The organism is Mucilaginibacter pallidiroseus, from assembly GCF_007846085.1.
In the GTDB taxonomy this organism is placed as follows: domain Bacteria; phylum Bacteroidota; class Bacteroidia; order Sphingobacteriales; family Sphingobacteriaceae; genus Mucilaginibacter; species Mucilaginibacter pallidiroseus.
Genome location: NZ_VOEJ01000004.1, coordinates 290,342 through 307,537, shown reverse-complemented (window position 1 = coordinate 307,537; position 17,196 = coordinate 290,342). Strand labels below are relative to the sequence as shown.

The following is a 17,196-nucleotide window of genomic DNA, read 5'->3' as shown; positions in this document are numbered from 1 at the left end:
AATTAATGCCACATCCATGAAGTTAGTATCATACAAAACGGAAGACCGCGAGCACCTGGGCATTTTTATAGATGGCCACATTTACAACCTACACTCGTGCGATAAGCTCATCCCTGATAATATGATTGCATTTTTATGGGGTGGCGACGAGTTGATGGAACACGCTAAAAAGGTTGATAGGGCAATAAAGAGCGGTGAATTAGAAGCAAGGCAGGAATTGTTTTTTGAGCTGATGGCACCGGTACCGCACCCAACATCATGCAGGGATGCTTACGCCTTTAGGCAACATGTGGAAACGGCTCGACGTAATCGTGGAGTGGATATGATTCCCGAATTTGACCAGTACCCTGTGTTTTACTTCACCAACCATAACGCCATACAAGGCCCCGGAGAGATTGAGTGCATGCCCGACCATTTCGACAAGCTGGACTTTGAACTTGAAGTAGCTGTGGTACTCAATAAAAAAGGCCGTAATATAAAAGCAGCTGAAGCCGACAGCTACATTGCCGGCTTCATGATCATGAACGATATGAGTGCCCGCACCCTGCAGATGGAGGAAATGCTGCTGAACCTTGGCCCTGCAAAAGGTAAAGATTTTAGCACTGTTATTGGCCCCTGGCTGGTAACGCCCGATGAGCTGGAACCGCACTTAACAAACACTAAGGATGGCCACACCGGCAACACATACAACCTTGAAATGCTTTGCCACGTAAATGGTAAGGAAGTGAGCCGCGGTAACATGGCCGACATGGATTGGACGTTTGCCGAGATCACTGAACGTGCCGCCTACGGATGCGATGTTTTACCGGGCGACGTAATTGGCTCCGGCACTGTTGGTACCGGCTGCTTTCTTGAGCTTAACGGCACCGGCTTGTTAAACGATACAAACTATAAAACACAGTGGCTGCAACCGAATGACCTTGTAGAAATGGAAGTGACAGGCCTTGGTGTGCTTGGTAATATTATCAAAAAAAGCGACAGCGATTTTTCAATACTTAATCTTAAGAAATAAATGGCTACTCCTGTTATTGGCTTGGATGCAATTCCACATGCTGTACGCAACTCAAAAGTATTATCGGCAACTGATTTGGAGCAACTGGGCAGTGTAGCCGCACTCCCATCCGATGAAGAGATAGCAGCCTATACACAACGCGAAGAGATAAAGGATTTATTTGATGCCACCATTGGCGACACGCAAACACGCGATTTGCAACTACATTTAAAAGCAAAACAGTTGTTGGCAACTGGCCGTACCGACGAAGCCTGGATGGTATTGTTAGCAGAGTAAAATCTTCGTCCGCCGAAATGGCGATATGATATTATCTACCTTTAACTCTAGAATACAATAAAGTCTGTCATCTTGAGCGAAAGCGAAGGATCTATGATAAACACTGCATTCTTAAGTACGGTTGCAATTAGATTGTTCGCTATCGCTCAGAATGACATCAATCTCTTCAATCAAAGCTAATGTATAAAAGGAATCAATCCCCAGGCTTCTTTCTTATACTGTGTATACTTCTCGCCAAACTGATCAGTCAGGGTTTTTTCTTCGATGTTGATGCGCATTTTAAAAGCAGCAATAACAGCCACCACAACTACAGCCAGGCTGATGATGTTATTTAGCGATATACCAAAGCCAATAAAAGTAAGCAGCGACGCTGTGTAAGAAGGATGACGGAAGTATTTATAGAAACCTCTTTTTACCAACTGGTGCCCCTCCCTTATGGTGACATCAACCGTAAAATATTTGCCTAATGTAATTACGGCAACAAACCTGAGTATGATGCCTAACAGAATTACGCCCAGCCCAATATATCTTATAGCTTTAAATTGTGCTATTGGGATGTAAATACTCATAGAGATAAAAAGCGCTGCGGCAACCGCTGCAACTACAATTATCCAAATAATTAATAGTGAATTTTTGTCGGCACCCTGCTTATCCGTACTTTTTGAGTGCAGCATCCGGTTAAGCACAATCTCGGACAGTAACCAAATGAAGTAGGTTCCGATAAAAACGTTGTTCATGATACTCTTAAATCCCCAACACTTGTTTCAATTTCACGTACCCCGTTTTACTTACTGGTATTTTGGCACCTGATTTTAAGATGGCCAAGTGGCTGTCTTTCTCGTATGGGTCTAAGCGGGTAATTTGTTGTATGGCTATGATATATGAACGATGCACACGCACAAAATATTTCGGATCGAGTATTTTCTCGAAAAACGCCATTGTTTTATTTTTCAGGAACGCACCTTCGGCGGTAACCACGCTTACGTAGTCATCATCGGCCTGCAGATACTCTACATCCAGTACCGATATAATTTTAACCTTGGTACCGGTTTTAACCACAATACGTTCGTTTTGCGCCGGTGATTGCGCAGCGGCCTCCAGCAAGGTTTCTGTACCCTTTGCTACTGTTGCAGCCGTTGGAGCCTGCGCAATGTATTTCTTAATAGCTTTTGAAAATCGCTCTTTACTGAATGGCTTAAGCAAATAATCAACAGCGTGAGCCTCAAACGCTTTAATGGCGTATTCATCAAAAGCGGTAGCAAATATCACCGCTGGCGGATTATCCACCAGTTCCAACATTTCAAAGCCGTTTATTTTGGGCATTTGTACGTCCAAAAAAATCAAGTCGGGTTGGTGCTGCTGTATGGCCTTAAGGCCCTCAAAGCCGTCACCACACTCCTGCAGCACTTCAATCTTATCTTTAAAATCTTGCAAATATTCCAATACAACCATACGTGCCAAAGGCTCGTCATCAATAATCAAAGCGCGTTTCATAGCTGCGGTACTTTTATAATGGTTGTAAATATATTATCATTTGCGTGAGTTTCCATCAGATCGTTGCGCGCAAATATCAAATAAAGCCTGCGCTGCACCCCGCTAAGGCCAAAACCGGTACCTTTGCGCGGCCTCGACGTTTTGGGGTCATAGGGGTTTTGGATCATGATGATGAGGTACTGTTCCTCCATTTCGGCACGTACGCTTATGGTAACGGCATCAGTTGTGTCGTACAAGCCAAATTTAATAGCATTCTCAACAAGAGGTTGCAACAGTAACGACGGCAGCATAGCTTCGCCGCAGGCTTTATCGCAGCTTATTTCGGTTTGCAGGCGGTGGCCAAAACGTACCTTTTCAATTTCAAGATATAGGTTTAAATGGGCCAACTCATCTGTTAGAGACACCAATAGCTGCTCGTCCTTTTTTAACGTGCCACGCAAAAAATCCGATAGCTGGTGTATCATCTGCCTGGCCATATCAGGTTTAAAGCCAATAAGTGCGTTGATAGAGTTTAAGCTATTGAACAAAAAGTGCGGCTGCAATTGTTGGCGCAAATTGTAAAGCTCGGCATCGCGGGCAAGCTTTTCGGCCTCCGTTTTACGTTCTTCTGTGCGTTTATGATCAAGCTGGGTGTACCAAAGGGCGCTTATCATAGCCATCCACCCTATTGCCAGGAATACAGTGAAAGCCCGTAAAACCAATGATTGCTGTAAGAAATTGTTGTACACATCGCCCATATTAAATAAAGGCAAAATGTAGCGGCACCCTGCCACGCAGGCAGCTGCTAAAGCAGCACACCAAATAAATAAGTAAAAGTAACTTTCCTTATCGGGCTGATAGTAGCGCAGGTTATTATTGATAAGCCAGCAGGCAATTGCCAACAGGGCAACATTAAGCACACTATCGGTAATGGCGGTAAGCCAGGTGAACCCGAAACTGTGAATAATATAGCCCTGCATAGCAGCCCATGCCAATCCGCAAATGGCAAAGGCAGCTAATAGCTTTGATGGCGTAGTATTTGGTGAAGCCAAGGTTTTGGTTTTTTATGATAATTAGTTTTTTACGCCAAGCAAAGCACCTTTATGATGTGCCCATGCAATATACAAATCCGGATCGGGGGCTTCATGTATGTTGTAGTACAGTTCGGCACCATCGTTAAGGCCGCTAATGGCATTAAGCTCGGCTACATCAATAAACTGCCATTTAACCGTTTGCTTTTGCACATTTAAAAAGCTATCCTGGTTGGCATGGCCAATATTGCTTGCCTTTTCAAAGGCCTCGCGCTCGTCATCAGCTTTAATCAACCGCAGTTGTTCATCAAATTGGGCATTATGCTCACCGTTTCCGCTTATTACCCTGAACACCAATTTTGCTACGTACCAGTTCATAATCAGTAGTTTATTTAATGAATATTAATAGCTGCGGATATCAACGCCTGCAAATAACGAGGTGCCTTTTAGTACCAGCACCTTGTCGCTGTTTATATTTTGCGCAGTTTTAATACGCTTATCATCCACCCCGGCGAAAACGGCAGCCATATCTGCCACTACCTGCCAGTTGGCCGGCACTATTATCTTGGTACCGCCAAATACCTGGGTAAGCTCAATCACCACACGGCCGTTTATATTTGCCTGGGTAAAATCAATCTCGGTACCGCCAAATATTGCGGTAATGTCGCCCCCTCTGAAGTTTTTTGAAAAGATAGTTTTGTTATAGCCGCCAAATATTGCCGTAGCGTTCAACCAATCATCGTCGCTTGGTGGCACGGTTGCAGCTGGGCCCTGTTCGGCATCCGGTGTTGCTGCATCCGGGTTAACAAAATCTTGCGGATTGTTTGGATCATAAGGCGTTGCCTGGTATTTGTTATCCCAGTAAGCGTTGTTTTGCGCCCTGCTTTGGGCATTGTTACGTTTTGATAAGATCCAGAAACCTAAGAACATTAAGGCTACCGGCCATACAAAGCCCTCGGAATTGTTAATGTTTTCTGTAACCATAAAAATAGCACCTAAGCCAATAAGAATAGGGCCCGATGTTTTTTTATAATTGCTGCGCCCGCCAACGTACAGACCAATGAAGATCAAAATTAATGGCCACAGCTCGACAGAGTCGGGAATGAAGAAAAAGTCAAATTGCTGTAACAAGAAGTAGCCTCCGATGGCTACTAATATTAGCCCTGCAATAGCTTTGCTCTGCGGGGTTTTATTAGGGGTGTTTATATTGTTAGACATGACGTTTGTAATTTTTATTGTTAATCAAATCTATATTAACAATTGTGATTAGCCAACCTTATATTGGCAATATGATTAAAGATGTCGGTAAGTGCGGGAGAATTGTCGGTAAAAAATTAGGGGAATGCTAATTGGCACTTAGTGGTGGATTAAGGGCGGTCTTATTGCACGCAAAAATGTGGCAATCCCGTCGCTATTGGTTGATCCAATTACGGGGATTACTACATCGCTGCACTCTTCGCAATGACATGAAATTTTAAAAGTAAAACACCAGGCTCGCGCTCTATCTACACCGCCGGTTCCTGCTGACTGAGGCAATGAAAACTACCCAGGCCCCAGATAATATCTGTAGAATCGATACCTACAACTTTGCGGTCGGGAAAGCAGCTTTGGATAATATCTAATGCTTTATCATCATTCCTTGAACGATAGGTTGGCACTATTACAGATTGGTTAGCAATGTAAAAGTTCGCGTATGAAGCAGGCAGGCGCTGATCGTCATACACAACGGCATCAGGCATTGGCAGTTCAACTATGTTAAGCTGTTTGCCATTAAGTAAACGCATGGTTTTCAGCGTTTGCAGGTTCTCCTGTAATATATTGTAATTTTCGTCGCTTTTGTTTTCTTCAACGGCGGTAATAACGGTATCTTCATTTACAAAGCGGGTAATATCATCAATATGGCCGTCGGTATCATCGCCAATAATACCGTCGCCAAGCCAGAGTACTTGCTCAACGCCGTAAAATTTTTGAAGATATTCCTCAATCTGGCCCTGGTTTAAATGCGGATTGCGATTTTTGTTAAGCAGACAGGCCGTAGTGGTTAAAACTGTACCGGCGCCATTAAAATCTACCGAGCCACCTTCCATCACAATACCGGGATGATACACCGGCAGGTTAAAATGGTTGGCAATTTTGGTAGGGATTACATCATCCAGATCATACGGAGGGTATTTATCGCCCCAGGCATTGTACCCCCAGTCTACAATCACTTTTTCTTTGGTATCATAATTAACCAAAAAAGCCGGCCCGTGATCGCGGCACCAGGCATCATTAGTTGGAAAATGATAAAACTCGATCTTACTTAAATCTGCACCTGCAATTTGCAATTGCTGTTTAGCAAAAGCTTCCATTTGCGGATCGCCCACGTTAACGCGCACAAGCTGCCCCTGGGCTACTACCTTGATAAACTCGCAGTATTTGGGATATATCAAATCCAGTTTACCCGGCCACGAAGCTTCCTTGTGCGGCCAGCTAAGCCACATAGCAGTTTGCGGTGCCCATTCGGCAGGGAAGTGGAAGGATTTTAAGTTTATAGTCGATGGTCTATAGTCCATAATTTGATGTTATAGCGTATTCCTTAAGGCAGAAATCATTTTACACAATGCTTCATAATCTATATAAAGCCTTTTAAAGTCGGTCTCGTTAATTATTCTTCGTCGCTGGCCAACGAAAAGACAGGATACAACTTCCACTGCGGACCGCAGCGCATAACCTAAAAATTGTTTAAAAGTAGCATTTGATTGACCTGTACAACCCTCAGCAATATTAAGCACAACTGAATCAGCAGCTCGTTTTATTTGAGAGGTTAATATAAATAACTCCTCTTTAGGAAAACTATTTTTTGTAAGCAAATCCACTTGCTCTGATAGATCCAAGGCTCTTTGCCAGACTTGAAGATTCTCAAACTTAAATGCCATTTGGCTCTTTTTCTTATTGACTATGGGCTATCGACTATGGTCTCTCTAAATACTAATCGTTATCCAAAAGTCTTTTCGTTATCGGCTGGTATGAATCTATACGGCGGTCGCGGAGGAAAGGCCAGTGGCTGCGGTAATAGTCGGATTTGTTAAGATCAAGTTCTTTTACAATCACTTCTTCCTGCTCAACAGTTGTTTGGTGCATGATCTCGCCAAACGGATCGGCAAAGAATGATCCACCCCAGAATTTAACGCCTGCTTCCTCGCCTACACGGTTCACGCTAACTACGTGCACACCATTGGCAACCGCATGGCTGCGCTGAATGGTTTGCCATGCGTTGTATTGCTTGGTATTGGTAGCTTCGTCCTGCGTGGTTGCCCAGCCAATAGCAGTTGGATAAAACAATATTTCGGCACCCATTAATGAGGTGATACGGGCAGCTTCCGGATACCATTGATCCCAGCATATAAGCACCCCTATAGTGGCAAATTTGGTTTTGAAAACCTTGTAACCTAAATCGCCCGGGGTAAAGTAAAATTTTTCGTAAAAGCCCGGATCATCCGGGATATGCATCTTGCGGTATTTACCCAAATAAGCACCATCAGCATCCAAAACAGCTGTCGTGTTATGGTAAACGCCCTGGGCACGTTTCTCAAACAGTGATGCAATGATAACCACACCAAGCTCGGCAGCTACAGCCGACAGCGCATCAGTTGACGGACCAGGAATAGACTCGGCCAGTTTAAAGTTGTCATAATCTTCTACATCACAAAAATACAATGACGTAAAAAGCTCCTGTAAACAAACAATCTGCGCACCTTTTGCGGCAGCTTCCCTAACCTTAACAATTGCTTTGTCGAGGTTTTCCTGTTTGTTTGCAGTGCAGGTCATCTGCACTATACCTACTTGTACTTTACCCATAGCTTGTTTTAAAATTTGCCGCAAAAATACGCATTTGATTTTAGGATTACATCGATTAGTAACGATGATTACACTGATTTTATAAAGCGATTACATTCTCACGAATTCACCAATTTGTATGACTTTTGCACCAACGACAACGCCTCTATTGTTAAAATCTGTGAAATGTACATCATCCAATCAGTGCTATGGCACTGGTAAATAAAAAAAGCCATAGCTTTGCAGCCGGATGAAAGACTTGATACAGACCGAGGTTGAAGAAACCGAAAAGGCCGTTAAGCCCAAAACCTGGAAAGACATTGCCTGGAACATTACCAAGGTAGTGTTGAAATTTGCTGTAACCAGCGTGCTGCTGTACTTCGTTTTCAGAAAAGTACCGCTTGAGCAGGTAAAGCTTCGCCTTATAAACGCCAATTACTGGTGGATGCTGGCCGCACTGCTTAGCTTTTTTGTATCAATGGTGATTTCGTCCTGGCGGTTACTAAGTTTTTTTAAATCGATAAAACTTAACCTTGATCCACGCTTTAATTTCAGGCTTTATCTGTTAGGATTATTTTATAATTTCCTGCTGCCGGGAGGTATTGGTGGTGATGGTTACAAGATATATCTGCTCAACAAAAACTATAAGCTTCCGGCTAAAAAGGTGTTTTGGGCCATTATGTTCGACAGGCTGAGCGGCCTTTGGGCAATAGGTTTAATTATAGTTGCATTGATATTTTTAATACCTCAGATAGATATTCATATCGGTATCCCGCTTAGCATTTTCGTTACCGGTTCAATCATCTATTACTTCGTAGCTTATAAATTTTTTAGAGATTACACACGTTACTTTTTCGCGGCGCACGCCAAGGCAGTCGCTGTGCAAAGCCTGCAACTACTGGCCATTGTTTTTATCATGATAGGCCAGGATTTTGACGGCAAATATTCCCCATATCTTTTGTCATTCCTTATATCGGCACTGGCAACCATCATCCCAATCAGTATTGGTGGTGCAGGCATACGCGAAACAGTATTTTTGCAGCTTACCAAGGTATTCCCTATGGACGAAAGCCTTGCAACCTTCCTGCCCGGAACGTTTTACATTATCTCGCTGATAGTAGCGTTGCTTGGTATTTACTATGTTATACGCCCAAGCCGTTTGGAAGAAGGTTTGCCCAAAGGCGAATTAACAGCCGAAAGCAAGCAGGGTTAAGCGCCCTTTTTCAAATAAGCTTTCATTACAAAATTGTGGTAATTTAATGAGATTTATAAGTCTGCGTGCTTTATGGCTTTGGCTGTTTTTGCCAGTATAAAGTTAAGCAGCATAACAATTATCAAGGCAATAATTACGTCCAGCAAAAGATATTCAATAATAAACTCGATCTCTTCGCCGGCTGACAAAGGTGCATTGGCCGGTTTGTGCGAAAAAAATCTCCACGGGAAACCAATTGAGGTATGGCTACCCGTAAAAGTGCTATACTCCGAATATAGCAGCGTGGCTACTATCCAGATTCCAACTCCCAACAATATGGCTGGCTTTTTTATCATCAATCAATTTTTTCCATATCAAAATTAAACATTTTTACGTTCAATTATATTATTAAGTTATAATGTGCAACCTTTAATATTGCTACTTATATAAGTTAATCATAACTTAGTAAAACCAATTATGAGCATTAGCAAACAATTTTACTTTTCCCTTGGCTTAACCTCCATGAGCAGGTCGGCCATGTTCAGGGATGCTGTGCTTGCCAAAATAGTTTTGGCGCAATACTAATTCTCTTTTTTGCGGCGCGCATATTTCAGCTGCCTTCTCTTCTTAGCCAACTAATCGTATAATTTGTTTAAGCTGTTTTAAACGCTGCCTTTGCACTATTGCCCGGGTTTGCGTATACGCTGTATTACAAAATTAAGTCAATCAATTATGCCTGTTTACCACACACTGGGGCGTATTCCGCATAAGCGACATACGCAGTTTAGAAAGCCGGATGGCAGCTTGTATGCCGAAGAACTGGTATCTACCGAAGGCTTTTCGAGCCTGTACTCGCTGGTTTACCATGCCTACCCGCCAACTATTGTAAAATCTTTGGGTGAGCCCTACTCTGTCGAACCCAAAATAGCCCGCGAAAAGCATCTGAAGCACACCAGCCTCATAGGGTTTAATATAGCACCGGCAGACGATTACCTGCAAAGCCGCAAGCCTGTTTTGGTGAACGCCGATCTGCATATTTCACTGGCAGCGCCCCGCCAAAGCATGACGGACTATTTCTACAAGAACAGCCAGGCCGACGAAGTTATTTTTATACATAAGGGTAGCGGCACTTTAAAAACGGGCTTCGGTAAAATTAAGTTTGCGTACGGCGATTACCTTGTGGTACCTCGTGGCACCATCTACCAAATGGAGTTTGATGATGACGATAACAGGCTTTTTATTGTGGAAAGCTTTAGCCCTATACGCACACCCAAACGCTACCGCAACCAATACGGCCAGTTAATGGAGCATGCCCCCTATTGTGAGCGAGACATAAAGCGCCCTGCAGATTTGGAGACGCACGATGAGAATGGCGACTTTAAAATCCTGATTAAAAAGCAGGGGCTTATTTACCCTTATACGTATGGCACTCACCCATTTGATTTTGTAGGATGGGACGGCTTTCATTACCCTTGGGCTTTTTCTATCCATGATTTTGAACCCATAACCGGTCGTGTGCATCAACCACCACCAGTGCATCAAACCTTTGAGGGGAACAACTTCGTGATATGCTCATTTGTGCCGCGCAAGTTTGATTACCATCCGCAATCCATACCTGCACCATATAACCATAGCAATGTAGATAGTGATGAGGTGCTGTATTATATAGATGGCGACTTTATGAGCCGCAAAAGCGTGGTTAGAGGACAGATAACATTGCACCCTGGCGGCATACCGCACGGCCCGGCACCGGGCTCGGTCGAAAAATCGATAGGTAAAGAGGCGACCGATGAATTGGCTGTGATGATAGACCCTTTTCGCCCACTGATGCTTACCGAAGATGCCATTGCCATTGAAGATGAGAACTATTACAAAAGCTGGGTTGTTTAAAAGCCCCGCCAAACCCTACCGGAAAGGGAGATTTTACAAAGAAAACAATTACTAAAAAATGATTAAAGAAATAGAAAATAAAGTCTCCCTTGTCGGGGGAGATTTAGAGGGGGCTGCCGACTTTCTACCCCTAAACGGCACCGACTATGTTGAATTTTATGTGGGCAATGCCAAGCAGGCTGCCCATTACTATAAAACAGCTTTTGGTTTCCAGGATCTTGCTTATGCCGGGCCCGAAACGGGTGTGCGCGACAAGGCATCATACGTTTTGCAACAGGGGAAAATAACAATTGTACTGACTACCCCGCTCCACTCGGAGCACCCCATCGCAGAGCATATTAAAAAGCATGGCGACGGTGTAAAGGTATTGGCCCTTTGGGTTGATGATGCCTACAGTGCATTTGAGCAAACCACCGCCCGCGGCGCAGAGGCCTACCAGCCGCCGCAAACCATTACCGATGAATTCGGCGAAGTACGCACCAGCGGCATTAAACTATATGGCGAAACGGTACACCTGTTTATTGAACGTAAAAACTACCATGGTGCTTTCTTACCGGGTTATAAGGACTTAACTACCCGCTACAACCCAAGTGATACGGGCCTGCTTTACGTTGACCATTGCGTAGGTAACGTGGGGTGGCATAAAATGAACCAATGGGTAAATTTTTATGAAGACATCATGGGCTTCAAAAACATCTTAACGTTCGACGATAAAATGATCTCGACCGAATATTCAGCTTTGATGAGCAAGGTTATGAGCAACGGCAACGGCTTTGTAAAGTTCCCAATTAACGAACCTGCGGAAGGTAAAAAGAAATCGCAGATTGAGGAATACCTGGAGTTTTACGAGGGCGAAGGGGTACAACATATGGCGCTTGCCACCAATGATATTGTAAAAACAGTAACGGATCTGCAAAGCCGCGGTGTTGAGTTTTTGACAGTACCTACCACCTATTACAATGAATTGGTTGACCGTGTTGGCCATATAGATGAGGATCTTGAACCGCTTAAACAATTAGGCATATTGGTTGACAGGGATGACGAAGGCTACCTGCTGCAAATTTTCACCAAACCTGTTGAGGATAGGCCTACGCTATTCTTTGAAATTATACAGCGCAAAGGTGCAAAATCATTCGGTGCCGGTAATTTTAAAGCCCTGTTTGAAGCTATTGAACGCGAGCAGGAATTAAGGGGGAATTTATAAACCCTAAATAAGTACCGGCACATTGTTAAGGGCAAAGACTTAGCTGTGTGCCGGTTTTCAATTACAATACAAACCAACATCAATTTTAACCGTTGCCAATAGGTGTATACATTTAGAATATGACAACCGCCACACCCGCACGTAAATTTCAGTTACTTCCGCTCATAATTAGCCTGGTAATTACCCTTGCCATAGGTTTTGTGGCATCAATGTTTACCCGGCCCGAAATTGATGGCTGGTACCGTACACTTAATAAGCCCTCGTTCACCCCGCCTAACTGGGCTTTTCCGGTAGCATGGACTACCCTATATATCCTAATTGCCACTGCAGCATATCTTGTTTGGCAAAAGCGGGATGGCTCGGCCACTTTCAAAACAACGGTGGTAATTTATGCCGTTCAACTGTTACTTAATTTTTCATGGTCGATAGTTTTCTTTGGCTTGCACAACATATTTGGCGGGCTGATTGTGATCATTTTACTACTTATATTAATCATCCTGAACATTAGCTGGTTTGGAAGGTTCAGCATGGTAGCTGCCTGGCTATTGGTTCCTTATTTGCTTTGGGTTAGCTATGCCACCTTGCTAAACATCAGCATTTATATACTTAACAAGTAATAAAAAACGCTATTTTTATGCTCGTTACTTTGCCGCTTTAAAATAAAACGGTATCATCAGCATGAAAAAAACTTTACTTACCTGTATTATACTATTGGCAGCATTCGGCGCATCATTTGCCGATACAGTTTCCATCAACCACTTTGTTGTTAAAGAAAACCCCTTTGCCAAAGATGAAGTAGCCATAATCGCTACCGATACAGCGGGTAACATTCAGGAAAACGTTTCGGGCATTTTTACTTTTGCCATCAACGGCTTTACGGAGAAAATGACTTTTGACAAAGGCACGGCTTTTTACAGGCACAAGCTTGATAAATCGGCATTTATATATGCAAGGCATCAAAACGACAGTGGTACCCACTCGATGCTTTACTACATTTACAGGCACGACAGCAGGCTTACCCCTGTCAAAATAAGCTGGATCCTGTTGATATCCATACCGCTTGGCCTTGTTTTGTTGGGCTACCTCTTTAAGCGGTTTATCATCATCGCAATTATTGTGTTTTGCCTGTTCATGTATTTCACCCACAATAATGGCCTGGCAGTTGGCACGTTCTTCCAAAGTATTATCGATGGTCTGAAGGGGATGTTTGTTTGAGTTAGCAGTTGAATGCATCTTCACAATGAAGGTTTTAACAACTTAAAACTATTTAATTTGGTATTGACAACGGATAACTGGTAGCAAATAACAGATTAACAAATGACTAATAAGAATAACCTAATAACAAATAACCAACCACCTAAAAAGGCAAACCTATACCGAAGTTTAGCTGCATAAAGCTATAGTTTTCGCCTACTATGTTGCCTTTATTATCAATACCTGTAGCATTGGCACGCTGGTATGCCCTGCGGAAATCTCCGGTTTTAAACACCTCGTCAAAGTGTTTGATAAACACCCATTGATCGGATCCGTTAAACTGCGGATCTTTAAATTTAAAGGCAGCATCTAACCTGAATATAAAGAAGCTTAAGTCGAAGCGCAGGCCTGTACCGATACCAATAGCGGTAGACTGAAAGAGGTTACCAAACCTAAATTCGCCGTTAGGGTTTTCAACTTCCTTGTGTAAACGCCATACGTTACCGGCATCCACAAAAAATGCCCCTTTAAGTTTTGATCCAAAAAAGTTATCGGCCAGTTTGTAACGATACTCGGCGTTGGCAACAATTTTAATTTCACCAAACTGGTCAAGATATTTTAAGCGTCGGCGGGTTTCCATATCGTTACCGTAAGCTGTGGCGCGGTTAAACTGGCCAGGGCCAAGCGTACGTGGCAACCACGCTCTTATATCATTAGCACCACCTGCGTAAAAGTTCTTCTCAAATATCAGCAGGTTGCTGTTACCATATGGTATACCAATACCGGGGTTGAACCTGAAAATGAATTGACGCTCGGAACCAAGGCTGCGGTACAGGCGGTAATCAAATTCCGTTTTTACGTACTGCGAATAAGTGTAACCAAAAATAGTGCGCTGCCCGGCGGTATCACGTGGCGTGTTTAGCAGCTTGCTTACAAGGCTTAGCGTGTTACCACCAATATCTAAACCTGCGCGGAAATAGATAAAATCGCGGTACGAATTAAGCTCGTTGGCATTGTACTGGAAAGTGTATAAACTTCCTGATGTAAAAGTAGTACGGCCGATAAGATAAACATATGAGTAACGCCCGCTATCTAGTAACGATTGCCTTGCGGCCGGATCAAGCGTACCGCTTGAAAATTCGATATTGATCGGCGCAAAGGAGTGCTGCTTGCGGTAGGTCTCAAAAAAATCGTACGTAATGGAGTTGATAAAAGTGCGGCGCTCAACCAATCCTTTTTGGTAGAACAAAGAGAAGTTGGTAGAGAACGTAGTATGCGGTACACCGAACTTGGCAAGGTTAGGGAAATTAAACGGCGATAAAATACGCGGGTAACTTAAATTAACACCTGCCTTAAAATCCTGATTTTGAATACCCAGTTCGTCACCTGCCGCACGGCCGCTGTCAAACAAAACGCTCCAGTTTAGTTTAACCTGCAACGAAGCTGCCTGCTTAAATAAGTTACGGCTGATAAAAGTATTGCCCACGTTGTACCCAAAGCGCCCCTGGTTAAACAAAAACTCACCCTCTACCCTGTCGCTCATGCGCTTTAGCGGTACTAGTTCCAGTTTAGTATTTAAGCGGTTGGTGCTATCGGCAGTTTTCTCGTAGGTTGGGCTGGGCACATTCCTGAATACATTAAGTTCCGATAAGCGTGAAGTGGTCAAAGTTTGTTTATCAATATCATACAATTCGCCTTTGCGCTGAAAAATATAGTCGGTAACTGTTTTAGGCTTAAACCTGCCCGAAAAGTCAACAAAGCGGTATTGCGTATCAACCTGTATTGTATCGGCCTTGCCGATGGTACGGCCATTGCTGCGGGTAATTGTTACCAGGGTATTGTTGATCTTGAAAGTAGGGTGACTTGCGCTATTAGCCGGATTATCAACAATCATTACCAGGTCTACCACGCTTTTATTAAAACTGGAATCGGGCGTGTAATTAATGTACTGGCGATAGAAGTCGTAATAACCGTTGCGCTTCATCACCTGGTAAAAAGCATCACGGTCATAAGCAAGACTATCGGTATCAAACCTGCTGCCTGGCCTTACGTGGGTGTAACTGTTACGTGTTTGATTATACAAAGCCTTAACCTTTAGGTCGGCAATGCTGTCTTTATAATTCCTTATTCTGAAAAGCGGACCTTCGGTAGCGGTAAAAATCAATTCGGCTTTTCGGTTTTTAACCTTTATGCTATCGTCAACCTTAGCTTTTAAATAACCTTTGTTTTGAAGATACTTCTGAATTTGCAGGCGCGAAAACTCTACCAGGTTACTATCCAGTATACGCGGCGCTTCGCCTATGTTGCGTTTACCTTTGTTGCTGAAGGTGTAATAGAATTGAAGATTGAGCCAGTTGTTGGGTTGCTGCTCTTTATCTACATAATCATAAGCAAAGTCGTCAAATTCCTTATCCACCCCTTTGATGGTGATTTTACGTACTATAGCCTGATCTTTATTTAATCCGCGCGTAACGCTGCAACCGGCGGCAATAATGCCCACCAAAATACTTAATATTGCAACACGTAAATACGGGGATATCTTATATGCTTTCAAAATCTCAGATCAGTTTACTAACGTCGTTACAGCAAAAAAAGTTTCGCCGGGAGCATGGTTTATTCCTTGTTGAGGGCAACAAATCCATAAGCGAGTTTATTGATTCTCCCTACAGCATACACACTATTTACCACACGTATGGTAACGCCCCAAAAATGCTTAATTTATCGCAGAAAATAAACCTTCAGGAAATTTCTCTGAATGAGCTGCAAAAGGTAAGCTTACTTAAAACCCCTGCAGATGCAATTGCGACTATCCGCATACCTCAAGACAGTGCAATTGATGTAAGCAACCTGCAAAAAGGCTTTTCGTTGGTGCTTGATGGCGTGCAGGACCCCGGCAATATGGGAACTATTATACGCACAGCCGACTGGTTTGGCATAAACCGCATTATTTGCAGCGATGACACGGTAGATGTTTATAACCCCAAGGTTGTACAGGCCACCATGGGGTCGCTTGCGCGTGTAAATGTTAGTTATACCGATCTGCGCACGTTTATATCAAAGGCGGGCGTACCTGTTTTTGGTGCGTTGCTTAACGGTAATAATATTTATACTACAGATTTTGGCACGCATGGGCTTATTGTTATGGGTAACGAAGGCAATGGCATACGGCCGGAAATACAGCCGTTAATAACCCGCAGCGTAACCATACCAAGGGTTGGCGCAGCCGAATCTTTAAACGTTGGTGTAGCTACGGCGATATTTTGTTCAGAACTTACTGCAAAAACCTTTAAATAAAATTGATTGACAAATAATATTTACTATTTTTGCAGTCCTTAAAAAAAGGTCGAATGGCCGAGTGGCTAGGCAGAGGTCTGCAAAACCTCCTACAGCGGTTCGAATCCGCTTTCGACCTCAGGGTTAAAAACATTTAAAAAAAAGATCATGGGCGTTACTCGTTTAAAAAGAAAAGATAGAAGGAACAAAACAACTTCACGCTTAGAAGTTCAGTTTTTGAAGTTAGCTACCAACATTGAATTGGGTAGCCGTTCTGCACAGAAAAAAGGCAACCAAATTGACAAAAACAACGAGGTTTTAGCTAAAGCTGCTTCAGCTAACTAATTTTTCTTTCTTACAAGAAATTAAAAAGGCATTTCAATTGAAATGCCTTTTTTGCGTTTATAGCTCTTATAAAATACGCAGCACCGCATTGAAAATGCACTGCTGCGCTGATAAACCTTAAGCTTTTACTTCAGATATCAGTTTCCCTATCGGGAAATCTTTCCTATCGTATATCTCTATCCAATACTCGCGTACTGCTTTAGTTGCCGGCATTGCATGCGATTCCTTAATTAACTTAATAAAATCAGCCTTTATTTGCGGCCTCACCGGGCGGTGCAGCATGGCATCGTTGTATGATGCTACAACCAGTTCGAAAACATGCGCACGGGCGCTGTCTACCAATTCGGTGTTCTGATAATACTCAATAAACTCGGCCACACGGCTCGGGTCGGAGTTTACTATACCCCAGTCCTGCATATCGCCTTTATCAAACTCAATATCAAGGTCATTACAAACCTTTATCAATGCTTCTTCGCTACTCATATCT

20 protein-coding genes and 1 tRNA gene are annotated in these 17,196 nt (G+C 43.2%); 10 read left to right on the top strand and 11 right to left on the bottom strand.

Annotated elements, in window-relative coordinates; all coding sequences use genetic code 11:
• Positions 1–16 precede the first annotated feature (16 nt).
• Both FPZ43_RS10655 and FPZ43_RS10650 read left to right on the top strand, forming a co-directional pair.
• Positions 17–1,012, top strand: a complete 996-nt coding sequence (locus tag FPZ43_RS10655) for a fumarylacetoacetate hydrolase family protein (RefSeq protein WP_146381893.1) — start codon at positions 17–19, stop codon at positions 1,010–1,012.
• Positions 1,013–1,288 carry a hypothetical protein gene (locus tag FPZ43_RS10650; RefSeq protein ID WP_146381892.1) on the top strand — a complete coding sequence of 92 codons (276 nt, stop codon included), beginning with the start codon at positions 1,013–1,015 and terminating at the stop codon, positions 1,286–1,288.
• 176 nt (positions 1,289–1,464) lie between these two features.
• Here the strand turns inward: FPZ43_RS10650 and FPZ43_RS10645 are convergent, their stop codons facing one another.
• The 8 genes from FPZ43_RS10645 to FPZ43_RS10610 form a co-directional block, all read right to left on the bottom strand.
• On the bottom strand, positions 1,465–2,025 hold the full coding sequence (locus FPZ43_RS10645; protein ID WP_146381891.1) for a methyltransferase family protein: 561 nt from the start codon (positions 2,023–2,025) through the stop codon (positions 1,465–1,467).
• A gap of 7 nt (positions 2,026–2,032) precedes the next feature.
• On the bottom strand, positions 2,033–2,782 hold the full coding sequence (locus FPZ43_RS10640; protein WP_146381890.1) for a LytR/AlgR family response regulator transcription factor: 750 nt from the start codon (positions 2,780–2,782) through the stop codon (positions 2,033–2,035).
• Entirely contained in the window at positions 2,779–3,813 is a 1,035-nt protein-coding gene (locus tag FPZ43_RS10635) for a sensor histidine kinase (protein ID WP_261381054.1), read from the bottom strand. The genes FPZ43_RS10640 and FPZ43_RS10635 overlap by 4 nt, the downstream gene beginning before the upstream one ends.
• A gap of 21 nt (positions 3,814–3,834) precedes the next feature.
• The gene (locus FPZ43_RS10630; RefSeq protein ID WP_146381889.1) at positions 3,835–4,170 is read right to left on the bottom strand and encodes a DUF4288 domain-containing protein; all 336 of its coding nucleotides are present in this window, start codon (positions 4,168–4,170) and stop codon (positions 3,835–3,837) included.
• Positions 4,171–4,194: 24 nt separating this feature from the next.
• Positions 4,195–5,010, bottom strand: a complete 816-nt coding sequence (locus FPZ43_RS10625) for a LiaF transmembrane domain-containing protein (RefSeq protein ID WP_146381888.1) — start codon at positions 5,008–5,010, stop codon at positions 4,195–4,197.
• A gap of 287 nt (positions 5,011–5,297) precedes the next feature.
• On the bottom strand, positions 5,298–6,347 hold the full coding sequence (locus tag FPZ43_RS10620) for an agmatine deiminase family protein (protein WP_146381887.1): 1,050 nt from the start codon (positions 6,345–6,347) through the stop codon (positions 5,298–5,300).
• 9 nt (positions 6,348–6,356) lie between these two features.
• Entirely contained in the window at positions 6,357–6,710 is a 354-nt protein-coding gene (locus tag FPZ43_RS10615; RefSeq protein ID WP_146381886.1) for a four helix bundle protein, read from the bottom strand.
• 52 nt (positions 6,711–6,762) lie between these two features.
• Positions 6,763–7,632, bottom strand: coding sequence for a carbon-nitrogen hydrolase (locus tag FPZ43_RS10610; RefSeq protein ID WP_146381885.1), 870 nt, complete (start codon positions 7,630–7,632; stop codon positions 6,763–6,765).
• A gap of 229 nt (positions 7,633–7,861) precedes the next feature.
• On the opposite strand from FPZ43_RS10610, the gene FPZ43_RS10605 reads away from it, so the two are divergent.
• Positions 7,862–8,824 carry a lysylphosphatidylglycerol synthase transmembrane domain-containing protein gene (locus tag FPZ43_RS10605; protein WP_146381884.1) on the top strand — a complete coding sequence of 321 codons (963 nt, stop codon included), beginning with the start codon at positions 7,862–7,864 and terminating at the stop codon, positions 8,822–8,824.
• Positions 8,825–8,877: 53 nt separating this feature from the next.
• On the opposite strand, the gene FPZ43_RS10600 is transcribed toward FPZ43_RS10605, so the two are convergent.
• Positions 8,878–9,159 carry a hypothetical protein gene (locus tag FPZ43_RS10600; protein ID WP_146381883.1) on the bottom strand — a complete coding sequence of 94 codons (282 nt, stop codon included), beginning with the start codon at positions 9,157–9,159 and terminating at the stop codon, positions 8,878–8,880.
• A 376-nt stretch (positions 9,160–9,535) separates the two neighbouring features.
• Between FPZ43_RS10600 and FPZ43_RS10595 the strand changes: the two genes are divergently transcribed.
• The 4 genes from FPZ43_RS10595 (at position 9,536) to FPZ43_RS10580 (ending at position 13,112) form a co-directional block, all read left to right on the top strand.
• A complete protein-coding gene (locus FPZ43_RS10595) occupies positions 9,536–10,693 on the top strand; it encodes a homogentisate 1,2-dioxygenase (RefSeq protein WP_146381882.1) in 1,158 nt (385 codons plus the stop codon).
• A 58-nt stretch (positions 10,694–10,751) separates the two neighbouring features.
• Positions 10,752–11,897, top strand: a complete 1,146-nt coding sequence (hppD, locus tag FPZ43_RS10590; protein ID WP_146381881.1) for a 4-hydroxyphenylpyruvate dioxygenase — start codon at positions 10,752–10,754, stop codon at positions 11,895–11,897.
• A gap of 119 nt (positions 11,898–12,016) precedes the next feature.
• Positions 12,017–12,514, top strand: a complete 498-nt coding sequence (locus tag FPZ43_RS10585; RefSeq protein ID WP_146381880.1) for a TspO/MBR family protein — start codon at positions 12,017–12,019, stop codon at positions 12,512–12,514.
• Positions 12,515–12,575: 61 nt separating this feature from the next.
• Positions 12,576–13,112, top strand: coding sequence for a hypothetical protein (locus FPZ43_RS10580; RefSeq protein WP_146381879.1), 537 nt, complete (start codon positions 12,576–12,578; stop codon positions 13,110–13,112).
• Positions 13,113–13,254: 142 nt separating this feature from the next.
• Here FPZ43_RS10580 and tamL read toward each other — a convergent pair whose 3' ends face one another.
• Positions 13,255–15,645 carry a translocation and assembly module lipoprotein TamL gene (tamL, locus tag FPZ43_RS10575; protein WP_146381878.1) on the bottom strand — a complete coding sequence of 797 codons (2,391 nt, stop codon included), beginning with the start codon at positions 15,643–15,645 and terminating at the stop codon, positions 13,255–13,257.
• On the opposite strand from tamL, the gene FPZ43_RS10570 reads away from it, so the two are divergent.
• From FPZ43_RS10570 to FPZ43_RS10560, 3 genes are all read left to right on the top strand, one after another.
• Positions 15,636–16,385, top strand: coding sequence for a TrmH family RNA methyltransferase (locus FPZ43_RS10570; protein WP_146381877.1), 750 nt, complete (start codon positions 15,636–15,638; stop codon positions 16,383–16,385). The two genes, tamL and FPZ43_RS10570, sit on opposite strands and share 10 nt — an antisense overlap.
• A 47-nt stretch (positions 16,386–16,432) precedes the next feature.
• A tRNA-Cys gene (locus FPZ43_RS10565) sits at positions 16,433–16,503 on the top strand.
• Between the two features lie 29 nt (positions 16,504–16,532).
• Entirely contained in the window at positions 16,533–16,709 is a 177-nt protein-coding gene (locus tag FPZ43_RS10560) for a spore protein (protein ID WP_146381876.1), read from the top strand.
• A 117-nt stretch (positions 16,710–16,826) separates the two neighbouring features.
• On the opposite strand, the gene FPZ43_RS10555 is transcribed toward FPZ43_RS10560, so the two are convergent.
• Positions 16,827–17,192, bottom strand: a complete 366-nt coding sequence (locus tag FPZ43_RS10555) for a hypothetical protein (protein WP_146381875.1) — start codon at positions 17,190–17,192, stop codon at positions 16,827–16,829.
• Between the last annotated feature and the right edge of the window lie 4 nt (positions 17,193–17,196).

Excerpts from the sequence above, each read along its gene's own strand:
- FPZ43_RS10630 (WP_146381889.1), bottom strand. The coding sequence starts at position 4,170 with ATGAACTGGTACGTAGCAAAATTGGTGTTCAGGGTAATAAGCGGAAAC.
- FPZ43_RS10605 (WP_146381884.1), top strand. The coding sequence starts at position 7,862 with ATGAAAGACTTGATACAGACCGAGGTTGAAGAAACCGAAAAGGCCGTT.
- FPZ43_RS10620 (WP_146381887.1), bottom strand. The coding sequence starts at position 6,347 with ATGGACTATAGACCATCGACTATAAACTTAAAATCCTTCCACTTCCCT.
- FPZ43_RS10615 (WP_146381886.1), bottom strand. The coding sequence starts at position 6,710 with ATGGCATTTAAGTTTGAGAATCTTCAAGTCTGGCAAAGAGCCTTGGAT.
- hppD (WP_146381881.1), top strand. The coding sequence starts at position 10,752 with ATGATTAAAGAAATAGAAAATAAAGTCTCCCTTGTCGGGGGAGATTTA.
- FPZ43_RS10655 (WP_146381893.1), top strand. The coding sequence starts at position 17 with ATGAAGTTAGTATCATACAAAACGGAAGACCGCGAGCACCTGGGCATT.
- FPZ43_RS10600 (WP_146381883.1), bottom strand. The coding sequence starts at position 9,159 with ATGATAAAAAAGCCAGCCATATTGTTGGGAGTTGGAATCTGGATAGTA.
- FPZ43_RS10580 (WP_146381879.1), top strand. The coding sequence starts at position 12,576 with ATGAAAAAAACTTTACTTACCTGTATTATACTATTGGCAGCATTCGGC.
- FPZ43_RS10640 (WP_146381890.1), bottom strand. The coding sequence starts at position 2,782 with ATGAAACGCGCTTTGATTATTGATGACGAGCCTTTGGCACGTATGGTT.
- FPZ43_RS10555 (WP_146381875.1), bottom strand. The coding sequence starts at position 17,192 with ATGAGTAGCGAAGAAGCATTGATAAAGGTTTGTAATGACCTTGATATT.
- FPZ43_RS10560 (WP_146381876.1), top strand. The coding sequence starts at position 16,533 with ATGGGCGTTACTCGTTTAAAAAGAAAAGATAGAAGGAACAAAACAACT.
- FPZ43_RS10645 (WP_146381891.1), bottom strand. The coding sequence starts at position 2,025 with ATGAACAACGTTTTTATCGGAACCTACTTCATTTGGTTACTGTCCGAG.
- FPZ43_RS10570 (WP_146381877.1), top strand. The coding sequence starts at position 15,636 with ATGCTTTCAAAATCTCAGATCAGTTTACTAACGTCGTTACAGCAAAAA.
- FPZ43_RS10595 (WP_146381882.1), top strand. The coding sequence starts at position 9,536 with ATGCCTGTTTACCACACACTGGGGCGTATTCCGCATAAGCGACATACG.
- FPZ43_RS10650 (WP_146381892.1), top strand. The coding sequence starts at position 1,013 with ATGGCTACTCCTGTTATTGGCTTGGATGCAATTCCACATGCTGTACGC.
- FPZ43_RS10585 (WP_146381880.1), top strand. The coding sequence starts at position 12,017 with ATGACAACCGCCACACCCGCACGTAAATTTCAGTTACTTCCGCTCATA.
- FPZ43_RS10610 (WP_146381885.1), bottom strand. The coding sequence starts at position 7,632 with ATGGGTAAAGTACAAGTAGGTATAGTGCAGATGACCTGCACTGCAAAC.
- FPZ43_RS10625 (WP_146381888.1), bottom strand. The coding sequence starts at position 5,010 with ATGTCTAACAATATAAACACCCCTAATAAAACCCCGCAGAGCAAAGCT.